The organism is Paenibacillus sp. FSL K6-4396 (assembly GCF_038002525.1).
Classification (GTDB): domain Bacteria; phylum Bacillota; class Bacilli; order Paenibacillales; family Paenibacillaceae; genus Paenibacillus; species Paenibacillus amylolyticus_B.
On the sequence record NZ_JBBOCR010000001.1, the window covers coordinates 1,541,155 to 1,560,383 of the forward strand.

15 protein-coding genes are annotated in these 19,229 nt (G+C 46.3%); 6 read left to right on the plus strand and 9 right to left on the minus strand.

The features are described from left to right. Positions 1-311 precede the first annotated feature (311 nt). Positions 312-887 (plus strand): GbsR/MarR family transcriptional regulator, encoded by a 576-nt coding sequence (locus MHB85_RS06775; RefSeq protein WP_341072664.1) that lies wholly within the window; start codon positions 312-314, stop codon positions 885-887. Positions 888-1,014: 127 nt separating this feature from the next. Here the strand turns inward: MHB85_RS06775 and MHB85_RS06780 are convergent, their stop codons facing one another. After that, complete coding sequence (locus MHB85_RS06780; RefSeq protein ID WP_341072665.1) at positions 1,015-2,646, minus strand: helix-turn-helix domain-containing protein; 1,632 nt, start codon at positions 2,644-2,646, stop codon at positions 1,015-1,017. 186 nt (positions 2,647-2,832) lie between these two features. After that, positions 2,833-4,119, minus strand: coding sequence for a DUF5050 domain-containing protein (locus MHB85_RS06785; protein WP_341072666.1), 1,287 nt, complete (start codon positions 4,117-4,119; stop codon positions 2,833-2,835). A 243-nt stretch (positions 4,120-4,362) separates the two neighbouring features. Here MHB85_RS06785 and MHB85_RS06790 point away from each other — a divergent pair, with 243 nt between their 5' ends. Beyond that, entirely contained in the window at positions 4,363-5,376 is a 1,014-nt protein-coding gene (locus tag MHB85_RS06790) for a Gfo/Idh/MocA family oxidoreductase (RefSeq protein ID WP_192133124.1), read from the plus strand. A gap of 32 nt (positions 5,377-5,408) precedes the next feature. Then, positions 5,409-6,395, plus strand: a complete 987-nt coding sequence (locus MHB85_RS06795) for a Gfo/Idh/MocA family protein (protein WP_192133233.1) — start codon at positions 5,409-5,411, stop codon at positions 6,393-6,395. 3 nt (positions 6,396-6,398) lie between these two features. Here the strand turns inward: MHB85_RS06795 and MHB85_RS06800 are convergent, their stop codons facing one another. The 3 genes from MHB85_RS06800 to MHB85_RS06810 form a co-directional block, all read right to left on the minus strand. Beyond that, positions 6,399-7,232 (minus strand): SIS domain-containing protein, encoded by an 834-nt coding sequence (locus MHB85_RS06800; protein WP_192133235.1) that lies wholly within the window; start codon positions 7,230-7,232, stop codon positions 6,399-6,401. Positions 7,233-7,330: 98 nt separating this feature from the next. Next, positions 7,331-8,164: an ABC transporter permease gene (locus MHB85_RS06805; RefSeq protein WP_091015342.1), complete on the minus strand. Its 834-nt coding sequence runs from the start codon at positions 8,162-8,164 to the stop codon at positions 7,331-7,333. After that, positions 8,157-9,062, minus strand: a complete 906-nt coding sequence (locus tag MHB85_RS06810; protein ID WP_192133126.1) for an ABC transporter ATP-binding protein — start codon at positions 9,060-9,062, stop codon at positions 8,157-8,159. Before MHB85_RS06810 ends, MHB85_RS06805 begins: the two co-directional genes overlap by 8 nt. A 444-nt stretch (positions 9,063-9,506) precedes the next feature. Here MHB85_RS06810 and MHB85_RS06815 point away from each other — a divergent pair, with 444 nt between their 5' ends. Beyond that, positions 9,507-11,342: an HSP90 family protein gene (locus MHB85_RS06815; protein WP_192133127.1), complete on the plus strand. Its 1,836-nt coding sequence runs from the start codon at positions 9,507-9,509 to the stop codon at positions 11,340-11,342. Continuing rightward, a complete protein-coding gene (locus tag MHB85_RS06820) occupies positions 11,342-12,397 on the plus strand; it encodes a hypothetical protein (RefSeq protein ID WP_091015337.1) in 1,056 nt (351 codons plus the stop codon). The genes MHB85_RS06815 and MHB85_RS06820 overlap by 1 nt, the downstream gene beginning before the upstream one ends. A 157-nt stretch (positions 12,398-12,554) precedes the next feature. Here the strand turns inward: MHB85_RS06820 and MHB85_RS06825 are convergent, their stop codons facing one another. From MHB85_RS06825 to MHB85_RS06840, 4 genes are all read right to left on the minus strand, one after another. Then, complete coding sequence (locus MHB85_RS06825) at positions 12,555-14,762, minus strand: serine hydrolase (RefSeq protein ID WP_192133128.1); 2,208 nt, start codon at positions 14,760-14,762, stop codon at positions 12,555-12,557. A 50-nt stretch (positions 14,763-14,812) separates the two neighbouring features. Further along, positions 14,813-15,583: a DUF3169 family protein gene (locus tag MHB85_RS06830; RefSeq protein ID WP_192133129.1), complete on the minus strand. Its 771-nt coding sequence runs from the start codon at positions 15,581-15,583 to the stop codon at positions 14,813-14,815. A 1-nt stretch (position 15,584) separates the two neighbouring features. Then, positions 15,585-15,794 (minus strand): helix-turn-helix domain-containing protein, encoded by a 210-nt coding sequence (locus MHB85_RS06835; RefSeq protein ID WP_192133130.1) that lies wholly within the window; start codon positions 15,792-15,794, stop codon positions 15,585-15,587. A 175-nt stretch (positions 15,795-15,969) separates the two neighbouring features. After that, positions 15,970-17,250, minus strand: coding sequence for an MDR family MFS transporter (locus MHB85_RS06840; RefSeq protein ID WP_341072667.1), 1,281 nt, complete (start codon positions 17,248-17,250; stop codon positions 15,970-15,972). Positions 17,251-17,343: 93 nt separating this feature from the next. On the opposite strand from MHB85_RS06840, the gene MHB85_RS06845 reads away from it, so the two are divergent. Beyond that, positions 17,344-19,227 carry an ABC transporter substrate-binding protein gene (locus MHB85_RS06845; RefSeq protein WP_192133132.1) on the plus strand — a complete coding sequence of 628 codons (1,884 nt, stop codon included), beginning with the start codon at positions 17,344-17,346 and terminating at the stop codon, positions 19,225-19,227. Positions 19,228-19,229: the final 2 nt, after the last annotated feature.

The window sequence follows — 19,229 nt, forward strand, 5'->3', positions numbered from 1 at the left end:
TAAAAACTGTACAAAGTTTCTCGTCCAAATACTCCGTCATTCTCCTTATTCTGGCTAATAAGGCAGCTTTACATTTGACATTGCTTTTCCTACAATAGAAAATGAGCTGAATTGAAGCTGAATTTTTTGGTTAAAAGATAGTCATAGGCAATTGTATCCTGGTAAAGTTCCCATTTTCATACATTGGGTGAATGAAAGCCCTCTGGCATATATGATGTCCGGCCGAGTGCTTTCCCATGTAAGCAGGACTTTTAAAGTGTTGCAATTATTTCGCCAAAGACTGTGGAATGTTCAGAATGGAGGTTGCAAGCATGGGCTTGGACCATTTAGAAGAGGAACAGCAGGCAACCGTGCTGAAGATTCGTAAGCGCGTCATTGAAGCCATTGGACGTAATATGGATCTCTACGGGGTTACGCTGTCTACGGGACACTTATATGGATTGCTATTTTTTGCAGACAAACCAATGACCCTTGACGATATGGGACGGGAAATGGAAATGAGCAAAACGAGTATGAGTACAGGTGTACGAACACTGCTGGATTTGAAAATGGTAAATAAAGTGTGGAGCAAGGGCTCCAGAAAAGACCTATATGAAGTGGAATATGACTGGCATCAGACATTTACGGATTATTTTGCAATTAAGTGGAGAAAAGCCGTGGAGAGTAACCTTCAGATTCTGCGCAAATCGATTGAAGAACTGAATCGACTAGTCGATGATTTGGATGAAGAGGCGGATGCTGAACTTATCCACATCCTGATGGAAGACAAACACAAAGTTTTGCAAGCGGAAGCATATTACAAATGGTTGGATCGGTTGATTGATACCATGGAAAATGAAGAGATATACAAGCTGGTTCCGAAGGAAGAGATTAAGGAACATTCATAATGACATGCGAAGGGCCCTTTCCGTTATAGGAGAGGGCCCTTTGGCCTGTGCAATATCTTACTGAATTATAATGAAGGAACACGATGTAAAAGATAATCTTGCCCATCGTATCAACCTATGTCCACATCTAATGTCCGATCAGACCTGTCTGAGGAAAGACTACAGACTGCTGAGTAATCTGTTCCAGTTCATTTAGAATCTGCAGATGTCCAGCCGGAGTCCAGCATAACTGTTGCCAATTCGAGATATCGTGAACGTTACCATACAATACAGCAGGGGATCGATTCCATGATGCCGTTTGTTTCATGCGTCGGAACAGCTTTTCACTGACAGGCTGGAGCGAAGCACGATGGATTAACAGGTAATCCGTGTCAAGTACGGGGATACTATCCGCTGCACACTCATTTCTGGAACTTTCGGGAGATACAAGCTGAGCAGGCTGGAGTCCCAATTCGGCATACAATAAGTGATTTAATGGATGCTCGCCAGTTCCTTGTAAACGGATGAACTGATTCGTAACCTCCATCAGAGCCAACCGTTTTTGTCCGAAATAGGGTTGTAGGTTCAGGCTTGCTTCAAGCTTGCGAAACACAAGTTCTTTGAAATTTAGCAACGCTTGCTTCTCACGTCCGACCAGTTCGGCTATGCGAATATGGTTCTCTTTCCAGTCATCAGTAGACTCCAAGATGATGGTGGGTGCAATACTTTTCAGGTGATCGTAATAGGGCTCGTGGTAAAAGTCACCGATGATCAAGTCTGGCTTCGCCTGCCGAAGTTGATCGAATTGTCTGGTTAATCGGCGTTCTTGTTCATATTCATCCGATTCTCGGTCAAACAGACCTTGACCTTCCAGCACAGCTACCGGGCGCAGTCCAAGCGAGGCCAAGTTCTCATGGAATCCCATAATGGATGCCGTAGCTACGCGAAGTTGATCTCTTTTCATATATACGCTGGGAGCAATCCCCAAGGTTTGTTTGAATTTGCGGCTAAAATAATACTCATTGCCATACCCGACAGATACCGCGACGTCTTTGAGGACACAGGATTCCTCTGTCAGCTGTTTCTTGGCTTCGTCTATACGTAAACGATTCAGGTAATCGGTCGGTGACATGCCTTTGGCCTTCTTGAAACTGCGTGAATAAGAGCTTGGTGTGAGTCCAGCAATCTTGGCAAGCTGATCCATGCTGATTCCTTCACTCATGTAACGTCGCATATACATAATACTGCGTTCCAAGGCAGGGTCTACTTTCTCATGATTGGCTTCCAGCCGGTTCTCTGAGAGAAATTGCAGCAGTTCATGCAGCTGGCTATGTATGCTGATAAAGTGATCCGGTTGAAGACCTCGATAGGTTTCATACAGTTGTTCCAAACGTAATACAGCCTGCTGCTCATGACGAACCAGCAACCTGCCTGTCTGCCAATCCAGCGGGAAGGCAGGTGAAGAGGTCATTTTCCATTCACCGCGTACTTGCTGCAAACAAACCGTATCCATGCTTAGCAATATACATTCGGTCACATTCGAGCGTGCAGCGGCCTCAATGGTTGTTCCTGGCTTCAGTACAAACAAGTTGCCCGCTTGCGCCGTATAGACTGTATCATTCAGGACCAGAACACCGTCTCCTTGCAAAATAAGACAGAGCATGGGCCGTGACACCGTCTTGCCTTGCACACGGAAATTCTCCCCACGACGCACACGGCACATGGAGGAGAGGAGTGGTAGAGATGAGGTTTCAGCAACGAAGGGAAACTGTTCAGTCATACGGACCATCCTTTTGTCTCATTTTCTTAATGATAACAATTATCATTCTCATATGGAAGATGTTTTTTTAAAATAGTTTTCGACAACCCAAAAAGGATTACCAAGAGCCACTAGGGCTACCAGGTAATCCTTTTTGTTATGGATAAGTCCGTAGAATGAGCTACATGCTTGAATCAACATTATATGTTAGTACGGTGTTACCAACAGAATATTGTCGAGGAAAACGTCACTCATTACTTTTTTTCCTGTTCCACCCGTTTGCACGTGATACAAGCGATATTGATCTTTGGCATTGATGTAGAAGAGACCCGCAACATCATCTCTGATATGGAATGCATCCCATTCGTCCCCGGTAAGTTTCGTTACCTTGAGAGCTGTATTGACCGAATAGAGTCCGTTGTTGCCCGAAATGTATGCAGCCGTAGATGTACCATTGGTCAATTGATTCGCAACATACGTTACATTTGTCAGGTTCAGGTTGGCGGATTTGGTCACTTTGTTGCCCGAGACCGTTTTGGCATAAGCCTTTTTGTCTGCATCAATAAGGACAACCTTGTCTGTACCTAAGGCACTTACTTCACGAACGCTCTTGTTATGAAGCTGAAGTGTTTTGGCTGAAGTTGTTAACGCAAACGCTTTGCCTTTGGCATAATTGTAATCCTTATTGCTGTCGAGAACGATTCCTTTGTTATACACGTAAAGATTGTTTCCCCAACCACCGGAATATACAGCATTCACATCCAGTTTGGCTTTGGGATTAACAGCGGTCGCTTTACCGGTGTTGTAGTTCACCTTATACATGACAACAGCATTGGTGGAATAGAAATCCTCGTACGGGTCTGTATTTACCATCAGTTGCAGTTCGTTTTTGGCTTGATTTGTAAAATAACGTCCTTCCACTGCGCCTGCGGCAATCCGCTGCACAGCTCCAGAACCGTTGGACGTTTTGGACACGATCCACGTGTTTCCATTAACCAACGCATTATAGTAGGCACGCCCTTTGGTTACCAGGAGGAATGGGAAGTCGGTATCAGCCTTGTCAGCAATCTTGGTGACAGCTGAAGCGTCACTATTGCCATTCGCGCGATAAATGGTACCTGTAGCATCCAGATAATAGATGAATCCGTTATCCGTATAATAGCTGAGTACATCTGTAGCAAATGTCTCCGCCGCATCGCTGGACCCGTCATTTGGAACCCGAAGCAATGTTGTGGAAGAAGCAGTCTGCGTGTAGTAGAGATAAGAGCCTGCCCCGTGCAAGTCCACACCTTGGAAATCAATTAATACTTCTGTTGTATTGCTGCCATCCGCGGAAACTTTGTACAAAACTCCGTCAGACTCATAATACACTGTGGATTGGCTAAGTGAAGCTGCCTGGGCTGCGGTTCCACCTCCCAATGTCATTGCTGCAATGAGTGTAAATAACAGCAATGTACAGATGGTGCGTTGTAAGTATGTATACCCTGTTTTCATTCGTTCATCGTCCCCTTCGTTCTTCTATATGTATGTCGTTAATTCCTTATGTTATATCGGTAAACTATGGAAGATATGTTAGATCTCAAACATGAAAAAAAGAAGAGGATGAAATTGAATTTCATAGTCATTCAAACCTGAAATCGAATTGCGAATGATGCTGCCAATCCGGTTCCAAAGCATTCTTCGCCTGACTTGATCGTGATAACATAACATTCAACCAGAGCAGAGGAGTGAGCGATCATGTTAATGAATGTGGCGATCATCGGATTTGGAAACGCAGTGGTGAATTATCATTTGCCTTATCTGGACAAAAAAGAAAACATCAAGGTGAAGACGATATACCGTCGCGAGGAAGATCGGGTTGGCGATACAGAACGTGAGTTACTTTATCCCGAGATTACTTTTACAACGATTATCCAAGACATATTGCAGGATGATGAGATTGAATTGATTGTTGTCGCTACCCATGTGGATAGCCATATAGAATACGCCAAGCTGGCCTTGGAACACGAGAAACATGTGCTGGTGGAGAAACCATTTGCCTCCACTTCTGCGGAAGCCAAAGATATCTTTGAACTAGCCACTCGTAAAAATCTCATCGCCATGGCAAATCAAAATCGCAGATTTGATGGTGACTTCCTGACATTGAAAAAAGTGATTGAGGGCGGCAAATTGGGGAATATTGTTGAAATCCAGTCCCACTATGATTATTTTCAGCCACAGTACGCGAGAAGTGGATTTGGATTGCTGCATGGTTTGGCTGTACATACGATCGATCAGTTAATCTCCATCTATGGCGTAGCTGACCGAATTGATTATGATGTTCGGAGTTTGATCGCGCCGGGTGAATCCGATGATTATATCGATATTGATTTTCGTTATGGACGAATGAAGGCCACGATTAAGTGCAGTCTGCTTGTGAAGATCGAACATCCAAAATTCATTGTCCACGGTAATCGAGGGAGCTTTGTTAAATACAGCAGTGGGCATCAAACGAAAAATGGAGATGGACGAACCAGGGTATCCATTCAAGCTGAACCGGAGGATAACTGGGGGACGATTAGTTATGTGGACGATGAGGGAACATCACATACGGAGAAAGTCCCTTCGGAAGCGACAGACTATGGCATTTTATATGATCAACTGCTTCAAGCCATTCGACATCACGGTGATAAACCGGTCAAGGATGAAGAGGTTTTATATGTATTGGATATTTTACATGACGGAATCGAAGCAGCGAAGAGAGCCAACTGACAAAAAACCAACGACAGGAGCGAAACGATATGATGAATATAGCAACGATTGGTACAGGGTCCATTGTGGATGCCATTTTAGCTGCGATCAATGAATTGGAAGATGTTACTTGTACAGCGATGTACTCCCGGAAGAGAGAGACAGCACAGGAGCTTGCGGGTAAGTATGGGATCGGTACAATCTATACGGACCTGAAATCCCTATTATCAGATACAAATATAGATCTCGTATATATTGCTTCACCAAACAGCATGCACTACGAACAGGCCTATCAGGCACTTCAACATGGCAAACATGTCGTCTGCGAAAAACCGTTCACGTCCACGCTTCAGGAAGCAGATACGCTGATTGCACTTGCAAAAGAAAAGAATCTGTTGCTGTTTGAAGCCATCTCCAACATTCATCTGCCCAATATTAAAGTCATACAGGAGCAGCTACCAAAGCTTGGTCCGATCAAGCTCATCCAGTGTAACTACAGTCAATACTCGCGCAAATACAATGATCTGCTTGCAGGGGAAACACCGAACGTATTTAATCCACAATTCTCCGGCGGAGCGCTGATGGATATCAATATTTATAATCTGCATCTGGTCATGAATCTGTTTGGCAGTCCGAATACCGTATCGTATACCGCGAATCAGCATGCAAACGGCATTGATACGTCAGGAGTTGTGGTTCTCCAATATCCGGAGTTTATTGCGGAATGTGTAGGTGCCAAAGATACAAACAGCATGAACTTTGTGCTCATTCAGGGCGAGAAAGGTTATCTTCAGGTTGTGGGAGGAGCAAACGGTTGCCGGGAGATCAAGCTTCAAATCGGGAATGAGCCTGCTGAGGCGTTTAATGCCCAGAGCCAATCCAATTGGCTGTACTATGAGTGGGAAGCGTTCAGGGACATCCATGCAAATGGGAATTACAAACGGTGTTACGAACTACTCGAACACAGCCAGTCTGTAATGAGTGTACTCATGAGTGCGCGCAAGAATGCCGGGATTGTATTTGCAGCGGACCAGCTTTAATCGTTAATACGTATCGCTAATGCTCCCCATGTACAACATGTCGAAAATGTAGAGTACCGAGACCATCGAAGACATTTTGGATAGCCTTAATTGTTCATTGTATCCATAAGCCAGCAACGTTTCATCACAATGTCTGGACAGGGTTGAATGGTTGTTGCCCGTGACCGCGATGACTTTCATCTGTTTGTTGCTTAGCACTTTGGCGGCTTCAATCATGGATTGGTTCTCACCTGTGTGAGATATAACAAAAGAGAGCGTCAGGCTATTGGGATTCATCGTGTTCAAATAATGCATGTTCGGACTGTTATGAGCAATCGCAGATATGCCGAGTTCATTCCACTTGGCACAAGCCTGTTGAGCCAGATAATAATTCATATCACTGCCATAGACATCAATGCGTACAGATTCTTTGACCCAACTCGCGATTCGTAGCAAAACAGGAGCATTTAACATCCGGCGCGTATCATCCAGCGCCTGCTGGTACAGGTAAGGAACAGAGTCGATGGCAGCCAGCACGTTGCCTTGTTCTGCAATTGCATGATCCTGCGTTTGCAACGCGGAAGGCATGCGTTGATATTCAAGAGCAAGCTTTAACTGAAAGTCTGGGTACCCCTTGGTACCCAGCTTTTTGCATAGACGAACAATGGTGGATGAGCTTGTATAGGTCTGCTGAGCCAGTTCATGGGCTGTAGAATCAAATACAACTTCGGGATTGTTCAGGATATAGTCCACAATATGTTTCTCCTGTGCCGTTAATTGTGAAGCATATTTTAATTTTTGAAGTAGTTTGGATTCCATACAGTTGTTCCATTCCTCTCTATAATCATCCCAGAGCATATTTCTCCAAACATCATAACCTGCGCTTATTGATTTCTCAATCTGCATAACCGAGCCCAGTGTAATCTGTTGAATTTCCTCGCTACACTCCACATCATTCAGATCTGACTTTCCGCCAGTTGCTGACGACTATTCCACGACGTGACCAGACGAAGGAGAACCACACTAATGAGCATGAGCACAGCTCCGATCATGAGTAACATCCAAGGACCAATCAGCAGCATGCCACTGGCTTGACCAGCGACTAAGGCGATGAGGGGAAGGACAATTAATCCGCCAAGCTGATAGGCTTCCTGGAACCCACGGACCTTGGCCGAGATGAGGACGTTTAATAAAATGACCATAAGACTGCAAGCGGGAACAACCCAGACCACAAGTATGATCCAGTTCAGATTGGGAAACATCAACGTTCCAAACATGGGGTACATCAGAATATTGGCAATGATTCCATAGATCAGGAAAGTAACCCAGGATAATAGAATGGAAGGGATCAGGGCAGCTAGCACTTTGCCTTTAAAAAGAGTGTTCATACTGATCGGTGTGAATAACAACCCTTCCAGCGTCTTACGTTCCTTCTCACCAGCGAAACTATTGGCTGTCAGAATGCTGGAGGCCATCACCGGAATGATGAGAAACAAGGGAGCGAACATATACATGGCCAAGTAATAGACAATACGATGATTATCTGTAGGCATGGAAGCAAGCTGGGGAATCTGTCCACCATGGGTTAACGCATCCAATGATTCGAGTAGAAAGCTGATGTTGCCCAGAGAACGAAGTTCCATTCTGGAGGCCGCCCACAGGAGGGCGGAGGGCATAATGATTCCGATAATCAGTGGAACGATCAACATGGGCAACCAGAGCTGAACGCTGGCTGTGACGGACCGGATATCTTTACGTACCAGTGCACGTATGGCTTGGCGGTTATTCATGGTGGTGTGCCTCCCTTATGGCAAAATAGATACTTTCCAGATCACTGCCCGTGATGCGGGCCTGATAGACTTGACCATGCTCCGTTAATTGCCTTAGCAGTAATGGAATATCTTCACGCGATGTAAGCTGGAATGTCGCTTGATGTGCGGAGATTATTTCAGGTGTAAAGTGGGTTGCCGTGTGCCATCCATCGGACATGTCGGCTTCTACTTCGAGCTTCGGAGTGGACAGGTACCGGCTAACAATCTCCTGTTCCGTGCCTTCCTCCACGATGCGCCCCTTTTCCATGAAAATATAATGATCACAGACGGCTGACAGTTGGGACAGCACGTGGGATGAGACCAGAATTGTCATCTTTTCTTCCTTATTTAACTGACGGATAATGCGCAGCACCATCTGAATTCCATCCGGATCCAGGCCATTGGTGGGCTCATCCAGAAACAGGATGGAAGGACGATGCAAGAGTACTCGTGCAAGGCCCAAGCGTTTCTTCATGCCTGTGCTATAGGTGCCGACTTTTCGATGCTGATAATCCTGCAACTCGAACAGAGTTACAAGCTCTTCGATTCGTTTCTGGGCATGCTTCAGGCCAAAAACATCTGCGAAGAAAGTCAGATTGTCACGCCCGCTCATATTTTCATATAATCCACTTTGCTCGGTAAGAGTGCCACACATGGCCAGTACTTTCTCTGCCTCACAAGCGGCATCCAATCCGTTAATGGTTACCTGTCCACCGGAAGCGCCCAAGACCCCATTCATGATACGGATCAGTGTAGTTTTGCCCGAACCATTAGGTCCAATCAACCCGGTGACACTGCCTTGTTTAACTGTAAAACTGACATCATGTAGTGCTTGATGCACCTTGAATTGCTTGGATATGTTACGTACTTCGATCATGTATATTCACCGTCCGATCTGAGTTTGGAGATTATACGTGCGGTAGGCTGATATCGTTCAAATGGACGATAAAAAAGATATTTTCCTCCTTCAATAGTCCCGAATGCAGGATGCACATTTACCCTGAAGTCTGCCTGAAATCGGGTCTCAGGTTTGTTTTCACTCTGCCTTGTAACATGTATCCTTATTTTAGGGTAGAACATCCGTTTCATTGCTATTCATAACGTGGTAATGAAAGATAAGGCCATACGTCTCATGAATGCCTGAAATATGCATATACGCCGGTCTTGGTTATCCAGGGCCGGCTTGACGTGATGTTTTGGCGTGCCTGTCACGGGGAACGTCTGTTTCTAACGATTACATAATGAATTCGTCTAACACATCCATACGAATACATCGTATGGGTACATATTGTGTTTGGACGTAGAGGAAGGTGAGTGAGTCATGACAGCATCCAATGAATATCGATTTCAAGTGAATCTGAGCGGGATGATCCAGATTTTATCCAACCATCTATATAGTAGTCCCAAGGTGTTCTTGCGTGAACTCATGCAAAATGCAACAGATGCCATCACGGCACGCAAGGAAGTGGAGCCGGGATATCAGGGAGAAGCACGAATCGAGCTGACAGGAACCGGTGATCAATTGACGATGATGGTGGAGGACAACGGAGTTGGCCTGACCGAAGCGGACATCCACGAGTTTCTGGCGATGATTGGACAATCCTCGAAGCGGGGACAACAGGCACTGCTGGATGGCGAGACATCGTTTATTGGGCGTTTCGGTATTGGTCTGCTCAGCTGTTTCATGGTAAGTCATGAGATCGTTATGCTGACTCAATCGATTAAGGGTGGTCCCTCGATGGAGTGGAGAGGTAAGCCGGATGGTACATATACGATTAGACAATTGGACACACAGTTGTCCCCCGGAACGAAAGTATATCTGCGTTGTACACCGGATGCAGCACATTATTTTGAAACGGAGTATGTGAAAGAAGCTTTATTTTACTACGGCGCTTTGCTTCCTTATCCGGTTACGTTGATACATGATGGGGCGCAGTCTGTTGTCAATCAGGATTCTCCGATCTGGCTTACACGCCCGGAACTTGCCCGTTCTTGCCGAGCGGAAGTGCTTGCTTTTGGTGAACGTCTGCTCGGGGAGAAGTTCCAGGATTTCATCACGCTTACAACGGCTTCCGGTCGTACGGGAGGCATTGCTTATGTTCTGCCCCATGCGGTGAATCTGAATGCCAAGCGTTCTCACCGGGTGTACCTGAAGCGAATGCTGATCTCGGAGAAAGCCGAGAATATTTTGCCGGAGTGGGCGTTCTTCGTGAAATGCCTGATCTGGACCGATGAGCTTCAACCGACGGCATCAAGAGAACATTTCTATGAAAATGAAAAACTGGAAGAGGTGCGCTCCGAGCTTGGAGACGCTCTGCGTATGGGGCTGGCTGACATGGCTGAGAATCAGATCGAACGTCTGCAGAAGCTGATTCGCCTGCATGCCCTTTCGATGAAAGCACTGGCCGTTCAGGATCAGGCGTTCTACGCGATGATTCACCGCTGGCTGCCTTTTGAGACGACGAGAGGACACCGGGAACTGGGTGAACTGATTGATGAAGGGGATACGCTGTATTACACCGGCTCCATTGATGAATACCGCCAGATTCACCATGTGGCTTCAGCACAGTCCATGCTGGTCGTCAACGCAGGTTACATCTATGATAAGGAACTGATGGCGATGCTTCCAGTCATACTGAACCATGTACAGACCGAGCGGATTGAGCCAGATGAAGTATCGATGACATTCACGGATGTTGCACCTGCTGAACGTAACCAGTATTATGATGCGCTGCGTTTGGCAGATTCGGCATTACAACGTTTCCGCTGCCGGGCAGAGGTGAAAGGATTCAAGCCATCGGATCTGCCGGTGTTGTTTACCCTTTCGCAGGAATCATCCACGCTGCGTGCGCTGGAAAAAGCAAGCGAAGAGAGTACTGACTTATTCTCCTCTGTTCTCGGTTCGTTGTCGGCAGGCATTAATTCGGCAGGGTACTCGACGTTGTATCTGAATGTAAACAATCCCATCATTAAACGGGTGCTGACTTCACCAGATAATCAGATGACACCGATTGCTATAGAAATGCTGTATGTCAACGCACTGATGATGGGCCATTACGCCATGAACAAGCAGGAGCTTGAAGTGTTGAACCAGGGAATTGTACGGTTTATTGATTGGGGTTTACGCGCAAATATGAACCATGAGGGAGATGCCTGATGAAGACAGAGATGGATTTTGAAGATTTGATGGAAGAGGCCTATCAACTGCCTAATGGTCCTGCAAAGCTCGGTTTTTTGGAGGAAGCAGCGCGGGTAGCCGATGTGAATGGTATGGTTGAGGAGGCGTACGAAGCACGCTCCGAGATTGTGGATGCAGCCACCTTCTGTGGATATCCGATGAAAGCTTTGATCGCTTTTTCCTGGCAACTTGGCAAGTTCGATCAGCAACCAGAGCTGTATGATGAAGAAACGTTATTATGGTCATATAAATGGATTCTCGGCAAAATGCCTGACTTCCCGGAAATATCACGTGACAAGATCATGGAGCTGCTGGAGGACTTCGGAGCACGGTTCAAGTCTTATGGTTACAGTGAGCGTTCTTACTGGTACTATCGTTTCCGCATCTTTATGGATTTCGGAGAGCTGGAAGAATCAGGACGCAGTTATGACAAGTTCAGAACATTAGACCGCGACTTCATGAGTGACTGTGAGGCGTGTGAGCAGGATGAGATTATGCGATATTTCTTGTTAAAAGGAGACGATGAGAAGGTGTTGGAAGTGGCACAGCCTATTCTGAAAGGGCGTATGAGCTGTGCAGAGATTCCGCATCTAACGTTGTCGGAAATTCTGATGCCGCTATATCGGTTGGGACGGACTGCGGAAGCAGATAAACATCAGACCAAGGGATATCGCCTGATCAAAGGCCAGAACGATTTTGTGCAGAGTTTTGCGGAGCAGATGGATTATCTCACACGTACGAATCCGGCAAAAGGAATTGATATCCTCGAAGAAACACTGATGCTCGCAGCCGATCATGAAGATGCTTACGCCAAAATGATGTATTATGCGAAGGCAGCTCCGTTATTGCGGCGCTGGGCGGAAGAAAAAGAGTCGGAAGGGTATCGCATGCGCCTGCCAGCGTCCTTCTCGTATGAAGGCGATCCAGGCGACCTGCTCAAGCTGGCCGATTACTTTGCGGAGCATGCTCAGACCGTTGCAGCCAAGTTTGATCAGCGCAACGGGAACCGTCATGTATCTTCGCTGATCGAATAGAGATGGATATAATTCGGTAACATGTAACCGATAGCTATTATAACGTAAGAAACCTAAAGAAACAGGCTTGTTCATGAAGGATCATTCCCTTCTGAACAAGCCTGTTTTTTTGCATCATGAGCATGATAAATCTAATCGGTATGAAGATGTTTTATTTTTATTGTGCTGAAGCCGCAGAAGGGACCGGCGCTGGTACTGGAACCGGTGCAGTTTCAGATGTCTCCTCTACAGCTTCGGCTTCTTCAGAAGGTTCTGCTTGCGGCTGCTGAGCAGCCATCAGTTCAGCGACGATTTGATCTGTTGGTTGGGTAAGCAGCGCATACATGATCGCAGCCTCTTCCTGACGAATCAGAGGTTTGCGGGAAAGGAAATCAACAGAACCATCCTCCATTACCTTCACCTCGGGTCCATGGATACCAAGCTTCGCCATCATCTGAACGGCTGGTACAGCCCATGGGTCTGTGTGTCCCGCAAGTTTGACATCCGTGAACAGTTCACTAGGATATTGCAATTGCAGAATTCTCCACATCATGACCATGGCTTCCTGTCGGATAATGACTTGATCCGGCTTAAACTGCTGTTTGTCCTTGCCAGTAATCATACCCATTTCATATCCAAGTTGGATATATCCGGCTGCTGCATGGTCTGCCCAGTCAGTGCCTGCAGGGGGCGTTGTTTTGCTAGGCTTCAAACCACTCAGTTTAAGGGTGTTCTCAATAAATTCAGCTCGTGTCACAGCTGATTTCGGTTGGAAAGACTTGTTAGCATCATTCTCATAATATCCAAGAGATTGGATGGCATAGATTGCTTCAGCATAAGGACTGTTATCACGAACATCCCGGAAGCCCATAGGCTTTTGCCCTTTTTTCTCATAACCCATGGGGTTGAGGTAAGGTTCTTTCATATAGATGGTTCCATCAGCATTTTTCTTGAATGCTGTGAATTGACCGGTCAATTCATCTTTGAAGAGATTATCTTCCATTTGAATCAGGTTGCGTTGACCCAGAAAAACGTCCGAAATGCTCAGTTGTCCAGGTTCTTTACCAGCATTTTTCAAGGAGCTGACGATCGTGCTAATCCGCAGATCCGCGTACAATCCGGTGAAGCGTTGCAGCTCAGCCGCGGATTGCGGCGTGTAATCCTTGAACTGCACAGGCTCTGCATATTGCGGGAAGAAGCTCTGAATAAATGCAGGGTAGAACAGATTACGAAGTGCTCCATTTTGATTATACGTCAGGAAAACGCCTGTATTTTGCTCGGGAATAAGGAAGAGATAAGAGCTGAATCCAGCCAGGTCGCCTGCTTTCGTAATAATTTTTGGACTACTTCCTGCTCCGGGAAGCTGAAATGCAGCTTCGAATCCATAGGTGGTATTTGGTAGCAGTGGATGAATGGATGAACGGTACTGCTCCATACTTTTCACTGTGGATTCCTTGAGAATACGCTCGTTGCCCTTCACGCCATCATTCAGGAACGCAATCATGAACTTCCCGATGTCCTCAGCAGTAGACAACATGCCACCATGAGGCATTGGTGTTGGAGAGATGGTGTACAGATCAAGCGGATTGTGTGCCGCATCATAGCCAGTAGCCAGCTGCTTTTGGAACTTTTTGTCCAGCATGAAACTGCTGTTATCCATTCCCAACGGTTTGAAGATATGTTGTTGCATGTAGGATTCAAAAGGCTCGCCGCTTACATTCTCAACAATCATGCCAAGCAGCAAAAACGAGAAGTTATCGTACATGTAGGCGCTACCAGGCTCGCGAACGACAGGAGGCATGTGTTGCTGTGCGTAATCCTCCATCGCTATGTACTTGTCGAAATCAGTATGGATGTCTTCCTGCTGCGGATCACGGATCTCGAATCCGGTCGTGTGTGTCAGCAGGTTCTCCACAGTTACAGGTTTGTGAAAAGGATTATCGAATTCGAGCCCCTTCACATAGGTCTGAAAATCAGCTTGCAGATCAACCTTGCCTTGCTCTACCAGCTGCATTACAGCTGCTGACGTGAACGTTTTGGAGACAGAGGCTACACGGAAAGCGGTATTTTTGGGATCGATCGCTGTTTTGCTCTCCACATCGGAGAATCCGTATCCTTTTTCCGCCAGAACTTTGCCATCCTTCACAACAACCACGGAGGCGCCCACATAATGGGGCTTTGCCTCAGGTGAATCGAAGAATGAATCCAGAAATGCTGTAGCCGATTCAGTTGTCAGCGCTTTCGTCTTTCCCTGTTCAGCAGCTACTGGAGTTGCAGTCTCCGCCTGAACCGCGGGTACCCATAGACTGAGAGACAGAACCACAGCCATAAAAGCTCCTGTTAGGGAGGTGAACCTGAAACGGGTCTTTCGTCTGGATAAATGCATGCAAACACTCCTTTATGAAAATATTTACAAAATAGTTACCTACCCATGTATTACTGATTACTCGCACGATAGGTTTCACGATAATAGATTCCAATGTTGGCAATCCAGATTACAGAGAGCATTACGATCGGGAATGGAGCGAAGGTGAATAGAACCGAATACAGCACCATAGAGACCATTCCAACACCAAGAAGTACATTCATCATCTGAAAAGAACGATAGGCTGCGCGATACACGATCCATTTCTCGCCTTCATCCAGCTTCTCAAAATGATCTTTCTTCATATTGCGCGAGTTCAGATCCAGAGTGCGTTCAGGATAATAACGGTTGTATCGCTTCACAGTCAGAGTTTGCACGACCACAACGATGATAATAGAGATACATGAAGCAACTAAATTCAAGAGGTTGAACAGTTCTGGAGAATTCGGCATGGTTCGGTTGGATGCATACAAGGACAAAGCAAGTGCTGCCCAGGTAAACGTAAGGATAACGCTGAATCCGCTGAGGATCATCGCTTTTCCGAGGGAGCGCTCTGCGGGAGAGATGAGTGAATCGGAATCTCCATAAGCATCATCTCCCATGGGAGGGACAGATGGCGTGCGGGAGAGACTGAAGATGTTCCACACCGTCATAACTACCACAAAAGCCGCCAGAATTGCGAATAAAAGATCATAGTCATAATACACGGACAGCGTCCAGTTCAAGTCAGAAGGGAGTTTACTGACTCCGCTAGCTCCCAGAAAACCAACTACAGCACCACCTGCTGCATACAAGGGAAGACGCAACCGCTTTTTAATGGACGAGGATGATGAATTTTTCATTTTAATCTCCACCTTTCAGTTCAAAGATTTTTTCAACAGGTTCACGAAATACATGTGCTATTTTTAGTGCCAGAACGACCGACGGAGAGTAATCTCCACGCTCAATCAGGGCAATGGTTTGACGGGATGCACCAATGTGTTTGGCCAGTTCTGCTTGGGATAGCCGCTCTCTGGCTCGTAACTCCCGAACGTGATTGTGTAATTCTTCCACTTGCTCACCTCCATGAAACTAATGTACATGATATTTGACTAAATGTAAACTATAATATACAAAATGTTAAAGATAATTTACTTCTAAACGTTGATAATGGACATGAAAAAGAGAGCCACTTGGGCTCCCTTAGGATCATTATTTTGTTGTCGGAAAAGTTGTCGGAAAAGTGAAATCAAGATGCATCTGCACACGGCAGATGTTGATTCTGTTCCTCTGCCTTCCGAAGTAACATTCGGAAAAAGATGAGCGCTCCAAGCCCCATCAGGATATACAGACCAGCCATCGCATAGGAGGGCAGAAAGGCTCCAATGGTTAACCCGAGACTGCCGAGAAGGGCAGCAGCGTTGTAACTCAACCCGTCAGCAGCCATATAGGCAGCACGGTCCGAATCTGGAATCATACCCGCGAGCATGACCTGACGAACAGGGGCGTACATCAATTCTCCAACGGTTAGCAGTATAGCGGATGAGATGAGTAACCAGGCCCAGTTGCTGAAAGCAAGTACGGTGAAACCTGCGGTATAGAGGAGCATACCAACAGTCATGATAGATCGGGACTGGAAGCGACCTATCCATCTGGAGAACGGAATGGCAACCAAGGCGACCATTACGGTGTTGATGACCATGATCAGGCTGAACATATGCAGACCTGAGATATCAGAGCCGAACAGTTGGGCGGTGAATTCATTTTTTAGACGAACAGCGATGTATTTATCCAACTGAAATTCCAGGGAGACTGCAAGTACAGTAGCCGTGAAAAATATCATGAAACGTTTGTCCTGAAAGACCGCCCAGTACGTTTTCAGTATGTTCCTCTGGATGGGAGCATCGACATAACCAAGTACGTGTTTATCCATTGTTTCACGAATCATAAAGATCAAAATAAACAGGGTAGCTAGGCTTTCGAGGCATACCAGACTGAACAATAGGAAACGAAATGATTCGAAAAATAGCCCGCCCATCAGTGCACCAAAAGTTACAGCAACGTTTGTTGTCCAATATTGCAATCCATATACATAATGACGTTCATGTTCACTGCTCACGTCGACAATCATGGCATTAGCAATCGGCACGGTGATCCCTGAACTGAGACTGCTGAGCAGAAACATGAGACAAGTGACAATGATCGAATCCATCCACGGCGAATTGGCGATGGCCAAGCCGAGTAGAGCCACGACCTGGAGACTTTGTGCGATCACCATCAATTTCTTCCGTCCAATCCGGTCAGACCAATATCCTGCCCACAATCCCACAATCATGGACGCCACAATATTGACCGTCAGCAACAACCCCGCCAAACCTGCGCCAATCTGAATACTCAGATAGATCGCCATGAATGGAATGATGGACTTCTGGGTCAGATCGGTGAAAAAATCAGTAATGATACGTATCCTGATGTTAGGGTGCAGATCGGCGTATTTCATAAGTCGTTTTTCTTCCTTCCCACTGGTCATGTTGATATTACTGAGTATAATGGAGGAAAACCTGAAGAAAAACTGTAGAAGCATCCGGATGGATTTCGTATTTTAGCAGAAGGTAGGGCATATATGGACGTATCAGAACATTACATTCAACTGCGATTAAACTTTCCACATGTACATGATGAACAAGAATTGCATACAACGGTAGGTGAACTCGCCGATCTATTATGTTGTACCATGCGCAATATGAACCTCATTATGAACAAATTCAAGGAGAACGGATGGGTCAGGTGGAACCCGCAGCGCGGCAGAGGCAAAAAATCGATGCTGGTATTTTGTGTCCCGTTGCTTGAAGTGGCGCGTGAACGATTTGACCATTTCCTGGATGGGAACAGGATGGAGGACGCCTATGAACTGGCCGCAACCTTACCAATTACGATGAGAGAACATCTGATACAGCAAATGCAGCATCAATTTGGTCTGAGTTCGAATAAAGGGGACAGAGGACGAGTGGATACATTGCGGATTTCACGGAATATCCCTTTTAAGACATTGGATCCCACGCAGACGGCCATGTGGGGAGAAGTTTTTATTGTTGCGGAGGTTTTTGATTGTTTGGTTCGCTATAATGCTGAACACCAGGTCTGTGAACCGAGTCTTGCAGTGGCATGGGAAAGTCATTCGGAGGGGAGGGAATGGACTTTTTATCTGCACAAAGGTATACCCTTTCATCATGGCAGGATATTGGATGCAGAGGACGTGAAGTTTACCTTTGATCGCATTATCTCTGACAATAGTAACCCGTGCAGGCCTCTGTTTGGATCTATTGAGCGCATAGAGACGTTGGACGAATTGACTGTACGTTTTGTGTTAAACAAGCCTAACTTCATGTTCCCGGATCTGATGAGCAGTATGTCTGCATCGATCTTGCCGAGAGATGTGGAGATGAATCCGCTCCATCCGATTGGAACAGGACCTTATCGGTTGACACGTCATGATTCCAAGCTGCTTGTGTTGGAAGTATTCCCTTCCTACTTCCGAGGCCGAGCCTATATTGACCGCGTTGAAGTATGGCAACTTCCCCACTCTGGGAGGGTGGAGTCCGTCATCAAGCATAATATATTTCCGGATGCGGAGCCTCGTGCCGTGCAGCATGAGATGCAGGGTGGCATGTATATGACGTTTAATATGCAAAAGGAAGGGCCACAGCATGATGTGAATTTTCGCCGGGCTGTTCAACAACTATTGAATGCGCAGGAGTTGTCGCAAGCGCTCGGAAGCACGAACACGCAGGCTGCTTATAGTTTGATTCGAGGACGAGTACAGCAACCTTTAAAGGTGGGTTCAGATCAAGGGGAGCCATGGAAACAGCAATCGGAACAACTGGATGGTTCGGTCACACCTGTATCTGAACTTTCCGTGGAGACCTCACTGGCGCGGGCCTCAGCATTCTTGCGTCATAGCTCTTATCAAGGGCAGAGTTTAAGTCTGTGGGTGGAAGAAGGCGAGAAGATGGAGGCAGATATGGTCTGGTTTGCAGAGAGAAGTAAACAGATTGGCCTACATATCAACATTATGCAGGGAGATCCGATCCATGCAGTCTATCAAGATGGGTTCGGGGATTGTGATCTGATCTATACAGGAGAAATCTTCAATGATCATGTCGTGCTGAGTCTCGTGACGATGTACACCTTCCAGAACACGTTATTCCTGATTGCGATGAATGATTACTGGAGACATGAACTGGAACAGGAATGTGGACGAGTGGTGATGATCCAGGAACCAGCGGAGCGGTTGAATAGATTGATTCGGTTAGAAGATCGACTGATTCAGGAGGCATTGCTTCTGCCCACATACAGCTTCAAGGAAGAACACGCCCATCATGATTCGTTGCGAGATTATCATCTTGCGGGGTATGGTCTGCCTGATCTGCGTAGATTGTGGGTTAAGAGAAGACCTGGTGCCGAAGAAGAGGATGTGAGTTATCCGGTGTATATTCCGTTGTGGTAGGT